The organism is Methylobacterium sp. WSM2598 (assembly GCF_000379105.1).
Taxonomy (GTDB): domain Bacteria; phylum Pseudomonadota; class Alphaproteobacteria; order Rhizobiales; family Beijerinckiaceae; genus Methylobacterium.
In genome coordinates this window covers 1170222-1176246 of sequence record NZ_KB900609.1, presented here as the reverse complement: position 1 = coordinate 1176246, position 6025 = coordinate 1170222, and the positions used below count along the sequence as shown (strand labels likewise).

At 62.3% G+C, this 6025-nt stretch carries 5 protein-coding genes and 1 pseudogene; all 6 read left to right on the top strand.

The features are described from left to right. Positions 1–107 precede the first annotated feature (107 nt). Positions 108–875, top strand: a pseudogene (locus MET2598_RS35995) (IS1380 family transposase); the annotation flags it as partial. Positions 876–1581: 706 nt separating this feature from the next. Beyond that, the gene (locus MET2598_RS38645; RefSeq protein ID WP_084673767.1) at positions 1582–2544 is read left to right on the top strand and encodes a hypothetical protein; all 963 of its coding nucleotides are present in this window, start codon (positions 1582–1584) and stop codon (positions 2542–2544) included. Between the two features lie 148 nt (positions 2545–2692). Then, positions 2693–3658: a dihydrodipicolinate synthase family protein gene (locus MET2598_RS0105675; RefSeq protein WP_018260158.1), complete on the top strand. Its 966-nt coding sequence runs from the start codon at positions 2693–2695 to the stop codon at positions 3656–3658. Positions 3659–3701: 43 nt separating this feature from the next. Continuing rightward, a complete protein-coding gene (locus MET2598_RS43675) occupies positions 3702–3986 on the top strand; it encodes an aldehyde dehydrogenase family protein (RefSeq protein ID WP_442918989.1) in 285 nt (94 codons plus the stop codon). A gap of 22 nt (positions 3987–4008) precedes the next feature. Beyond that, positions 4009–4320, top strand: coding sequence for an aldehyde dehydrogenase family protein (locus MET2598_RS42615; protein ID WP_018260157.1), 312 nt, complete (start codon positions 4009–4011; stop codon positions 4318–4320). An 84-nt stretch (positions 4321–4404) separates the two neighbouring features. Then, the gene (locus tag MET2598_RS0105665) at positions 4405–5796 is read left to right on the top strand and encodes an aminotransferase-like domain-containing protein (protein ID WP_018260156.1); all 1392 of its coding nucleotides are present in this window, start codon (positions 4405–4407) and stop codon (positions 5794–5796) included. Positions 5797–6025 lie beyond the last annotated feature (229 nt).

Here is a 6025-nt window from a genome sequence, read left to right as displayed (position 1 = left end):
CTACAATCCCTGCCGGCGCCATTCCGCGCTCGGCTTCGTCAGCCCTGTCCGGTTCGAGAGGCGGGGCACCTGTTCAACCGCTCTCTACTAAACCGAAGCAAGTCCACGTGGCCGCCATGCTGCGTCCCGCGCGTCGCCCCACGGGCGCCGAGGCCCGCGGCTTCCTGCGCCGGCTGGTGCGCGAGATCCGGGGCCACTGGCCACGCGTCGAGATCCTCGTCCGCGCCGACAGCCACTTCTGTGCGCCCGAGGTGCTCGACTTCTGCCGCGCCGCTCGGATCGACTTCGCCCTCGGCGTCGCCGCCATCCCGACGCTGCGCCGGCACGTCGCGGCGCTGGAGGCGAGCACCGCAGCCCGTCACGCCGCCCGCCCCGACCGGAGCAAGCTGCGCCGCTACAAGGCGTTCTTCGACGGCGCGCGGAGTTGGTCCCGCGTCGAGCGCCTCATCGCCCGCGTCGAGGCCGGACCGCAGGGCACGGACACCCGCTTCATCGTCACGAGCCTCACCGGTGGCGACCCGCGCAGGATCTACGAAGAGGTCTACTGCGGGCGTGGTCAGGCGGAAAACCACATCAAGGCGTGGAAGCGCCACCTCGCGGCCGACCGCACGTCGTGCATGAAGGCGACTGCCAACGCGTTCCGCCTGATGCTGCACACGGGTGCCTACTGGATCCTGTGGTCGCTGCGCAGCCTCATGCCGAAGCGCTCCACCTGGCGGGTCGCGCAGTTCGACACCCTCCGGCTGCGGCTCGTGAAGCTCGCCATGCGGGTCGTCGAGTTGAAGACCCGCGTCACGCTGCATCTGCCAAGCGCCTACCCCGACCGCGCGATCCTCCGCCTCGTTCTCGACCGCCTGCCGCGCCTCACCTGTTGAGCTGTGGGGCAGCTGCCCCGGTCGAAACCCCGCGTCGCAACCCGCCAGACCCGCGATCTGCCCCCGAACCCCCGCCAACAGGACCGGCGCCGATCTCGCGCGTTCGCACAACCATGCCGCGAGCCTTCGCCAGACGCAGAAAGCCCATCGCCGCAGTCGTGAATGATCCGGGCTAGTGCACTGACGCCTTCAAAACGTACAAAGACCGACGCGATTTTCCTGGCGTTTGCAGACAATTAGCGAATGGGCGCGTGATGCGTTCGTTCGCGTCTGTGCACTAGCCAGGCGAGATCGGCCTTAGCTCGCAGCCACGCGGGGGCCGCTGCCGTCAAGGCATTCAGAGCAGCCCGCAGCGTCTCGGTCCCCTCTCTGGGCGCTCCAGCCGGAGCACGAGCTCGGTCAGCTCCTGCCTGCTCAGGCAATCCAGCTCGCTGCGGCCCACCCCACAAGGGAATCGGCGAAATCAACACCGGCAAGAGGCGTGGGCAATGCCGAATTCAAGATAGTGCATAGCATATATTTTTTGATTTAGTATCGTCCATATCCTCAGCGCTATTGATTTTTCATCTGATTGGTTGCAGCATAATTTATATTATTGGATAATATCTATAATATAAAAGTAGATATATTCAAAATAAGCTTTCTATGCTTCATGAATAGGGGTATCCGTGACGATCACCGTGAGTGCTTCACCTGGAGCCCCTCCATGACCCCGAAGTTTGTGGGCCACTACGCAGATCATCGGATGACGAGCCCTACAGAAATCGCTCGGTATTCTGAGAGGATCAAGAAAATGGCAGAGGATTTCGCCAAAGACGAGATTCTCCTGGTCGCGACATGCTCGCGAGTTGAGTTCTATGGTGAGGAGAGCGCACTCAGAAACATCCCTGTCGAGGTATTTGCCGGCTTTCCTTTCGACCGCATCGAAGGTGCGGCCGCCATTGGGCGACGCCTCGCCGAGATTGTATCCGGCGCTCAATCCCGAATCCTCGGCGAGAGGAACATCATCCAGCAGCTCGAGAATGCTTACAAGCGTGGTGACCAAAATCTTCCAATCTTCCAGATCGCACGGTGGGGGGTTGATATTGGTCTGGCTGCACGCGAGAGGCATCAGTTCAACGCATCATTCACTTACGATCAGTTCGTCCGAGCCGTCATGGCTGATCGATATAAGAATGGCGAGACTCGCGGACACCTTTACCTGATCGGAGCAAGTGACCTATGTGTCGACCTGATCGGGAGTGGTGTCGGAGAGCATTTCCCTTCCACGAGGGCCGTGACGCGGAATCCGAAGGAAGCTCGCAAACGTTTCCGCCGCTGGGCTGACAAAAAAGTCGACGTCATGCACCTGAGAGAATTTGGGCACGCACGCGAGCCATGGTCGCTCGCTGTGATCACAACATCAGATCTCAATGATCAACACAAAACCGATCTTCAGAAAGGGCTTCTGCAGCTGGAGCCTTGCACGGTAGTGGACCTGATGGCAAACCCGGAGATATCGGACGCCCTAGCCGGGAAGCTCAACTGCGTGAGCATGTATGGTGAAGAGTTTCACCGGTCCATCGAGCACAACAATGAGCAGCTGGCTCCAAAGCGGCTGCTCGTGTGTTCCGAAATCGAGGCAGCATTCCAAACAGTGCAAATCGATATTTCCGCTAAGGCACGGTAACCCCAAGGCGGTACACACCCTGTCAGGCGCCGACCCGAGGCTCGCGGCCTTCGTCGGTCGCTTCACGGAAGCGGCCCGCCTTCTCGGTCCACTCGCGGCCGCGGCGGGCGCACCCTCGACCGCATCTCCCACACAAGGACCCTAACCCATGGCCCATTCAGACTGGGGTGGCATCTTCCCCGTTCTCGTCACCCCCTTCGGGACCGACGGGAGCATCAACGAGACCCGATACCGGGAGCTCATTGATGAGGCGATCGCCAATGGTGCGAACGGCATCGTAACGGCCGGCAGCACAGGCGAGTTCTATGCGCTGAGCATCGCCGAGCGGGCCCGCCTCTATCGGCTCACCGTCAGTCATGCAGCAGGGCGCGTTCCAGTCCTGGCAGGGGTTGCCGATCTGCGGGTGGAGGATGTGGTCGAGGTCTGTCAATCCGCAGTCTCGGCCGGGTGTGCGGGTGGCATGATCCTGCCGCCCATCTACGCCATGCCGAGGCCCCGCGAGATCCTAGCGTTCTTCGAGCGTGTCTCTCGGAGCAGCTCGCTGCCGTTGATGCTCTACAACAGCCCGCGCCGCACCGGTGTGGACATCACGCCCGCACTGGTTGATCAGCTTTCCGCCCTACCGACTGTGGTCGCCATCAAGGACAGCTCCGGTCACATCACCCAGGTGACTGAACTCGTCCAGCGGGTTGGCCACAAGCTGCGCGTATTCGTGGGTTACGAAACCATGATCGTGCCGGCCCGGGCAGTCGGGGCCCACGGCGTGATCGCGATGGCGCATCAGATAGCAGGCCCTCTCATCCGCGACTACTGGGACAAGGCGCTCACCGGGGACAAGGCCCTGGACGGGCTCGGTCGCGACGTCTTCGCCTTCTATCGCTGCTTCCAGTCCGGGGCCTATTACGCGGCCATCAAGGAGACCATGAGCCAGCTTGGGCGCGACGCCGGCAGCCCGCGGCTACCCTTGCTGCCGCTGGCAGACGAACAAAAGGCCGCCATCGCCAAGATCATCGCCGACGCGGGTCTCGAACGCTGGGCGAAAGCCTCAGGGGAGGGGTCCCCATGCGTGGTAACCTCGACCCAGAGGACCTGTTCCCAACGGGCTTCCGACTGACCGGCGCCTGAGTGTACCTTCCACTGTCGAAGTAATAAAACATGTGCACGAAACTGGCTCTACATATTGGCGGCGAACGAGTCGTCGAGGTCGATTCGGGGGCAAAATTATTTTCGATCCCGCCACAGAACAGTCTCTCGGCACGCTGCTCCACGCCGGCACAGCAGAGCTTGACCGCGCACTGATGGCGGCGAGCCGCGCCTTTGCGCTTGAAACGCACGTCGCCTTCGAGCGGGGCCAGATCCTGCGTCGCGTTGCTGACCTCATGCGCGAGTGGCTTGACCACGTAGCCACTGTGCTAACGCTCCCGGTTTGTCGCCGGCGGTGAACGCCCCAAAGGGACAGGCCCGATGTACAGGCCGACCTTCTTGGCGGACATGCCCAACCACGCGAAGGCCATGACGCACGAACCTTTTGGCCCGCTTGCGCTGGAGCAACCGGTTAATGACATAGACCAAGCACTGGAACGGGCGAATGCGCCGCCCTGTGGGCTGGCCGGATATGCCTTCACAAGCTCCGCCGCGACCGTCAATCGTTTGGCGGAGGAGCTTGAGGTCGGGACCATAGGCATCAACCAGATGGTGGGCGCGATGCCAGAAACCCCCTTCGACGACATTGGCGACAGCGGCTGGGGCCGCGAAGGTGGCGTCAAGGGGACTTGACGCCTATACGGTCAAGAAATACGTCGGCCACCTTCGGACGTAGCGACACGAAGTGAAACGGGCCGGGAAAGGAAATGTCAGCTGATGGGCTCAGACGAGATGAAGCTTTCCGGATGGCTGCCAAGGCAGTTGTCAACCTCCGGGCCGCGTTATCTGGCTCTGGTGAGCGCCCTAGAACAGGATGTCAACGAAGGCCGGTTGACTGACGGTTCCCGCCTGCCCCCGCACCGGAAGTTGGCTCAGCGGCTGGGCCTTTCCGTTGGCACCGTGAGTAAGGCCTATCAGGAGGCCGAGCAGCGCGGCATCGTCAGCGGCCATGTGGGGCAGGGCACCTTTGTGAGCCGGCGCGCCGTGGGCCGCGATGAGGCGTCCGCTACGCGCGAGCCAGTGAACATGGCGTTGAACGTGCCGGCTGATGGGCGCGAGACCGAGATCTTATCCGGGCTGTTGGCCGAGGTGTCGGCCGTCCGCGACCTCGCGCCCCTCCTGAACTACCATGCGCTCGGCGGTATCCGGCAGCATCGCGAGATCATTGCCGCCTCTGTCTCCGGCGGCTCGTTCATCGTGGATCCAGCGCGGCTGTTCCTGTGCAACGGTGCCCAGCATGCGATTGACGTCGTGGTGCGCCTAGTGGCGCGGCCCGGCGATGCCATCCTTGTAGATACCCTCACTTACTCCGGCTTCAAGGCTATCGCCAAGGCCTACCATCTCACGCTGGTCCCTGTGGCCATGGACGGCGAGGGCGCCCATCCTGACGCTCTGGAGGCGGCTTGCCGGACGTCCGGCGCCAAGGTGTTCTACTGCATGCCGACCTTGCAGAGCCCTACGGCTCGCACCATGAGCCTTGCGCGTCGGCGGCGCATCGCCGAACTGGCTGAGGATCTCGACCTTACGATCATCGAGGACGATGTCTATGGCTTCTTCATACCGGAGCGGCCGGCGCCGCTCACGAAGCTCATTCCCGACCGCAGCTTCTACATCACATCCTATTCCAAATGCGTTGCACCGGGATTTCGCCTTGGCACGCTGACGGTGCCATCAGCTTTTACCGAGCGGGCCGAACTCCTCCTGAACGCCTCGGCTTGGTTCGTGGCTCCTATGCTCAGCGAGATCGCGGTACGCCTCGTCGAGAGCGGTAAGATGAGCGAGCTGGTGCGCGAGCGCCGGCAGCAGGCGCTTGATCGCTATCGTGTGTTTTCCAGCATCTTTTCCGCAGCAGAGAGGCTGGAGTTCCCCCCCTTTTATGGCTGGCTGCCATTGCCTCCAGAATGGTCGGCGATCAGCTTCGCCGCTGCCGCAGGCCGGCACAGCATAAACGTCACGCCCCCCCTCATGTCCATGGTGGACGAGACCGATCCTGGGGCGATCCGCGTCTGCCTGGGCGGGCCGAAGGACCTTACCGAGCTCTCAAACGCATTGTACACTCTCAATCAGGTCATCGCCAGCCCACCCCCGAACGTGTTCTCAGTCGCTTAGCATTACAGTTGCATGCGTCGTTTCAGATGCGCCTCTTGGGCTGCAGCTTGATGAGCGCGTCTCCAGGCTGACCATGATCCTCCACCGCTACGGTGGCTCTCCCGCACTTTGATATTGGTGGCGAACTTGGGTTCAAGCGGTCGTCGCAACACCATCTTGCACGGCAGCCAGCACAGCGTCGAGCGCCTCTGCCGGCGTCTTCCAGTTCAGCGTCTTGCGCGGTCTGCTG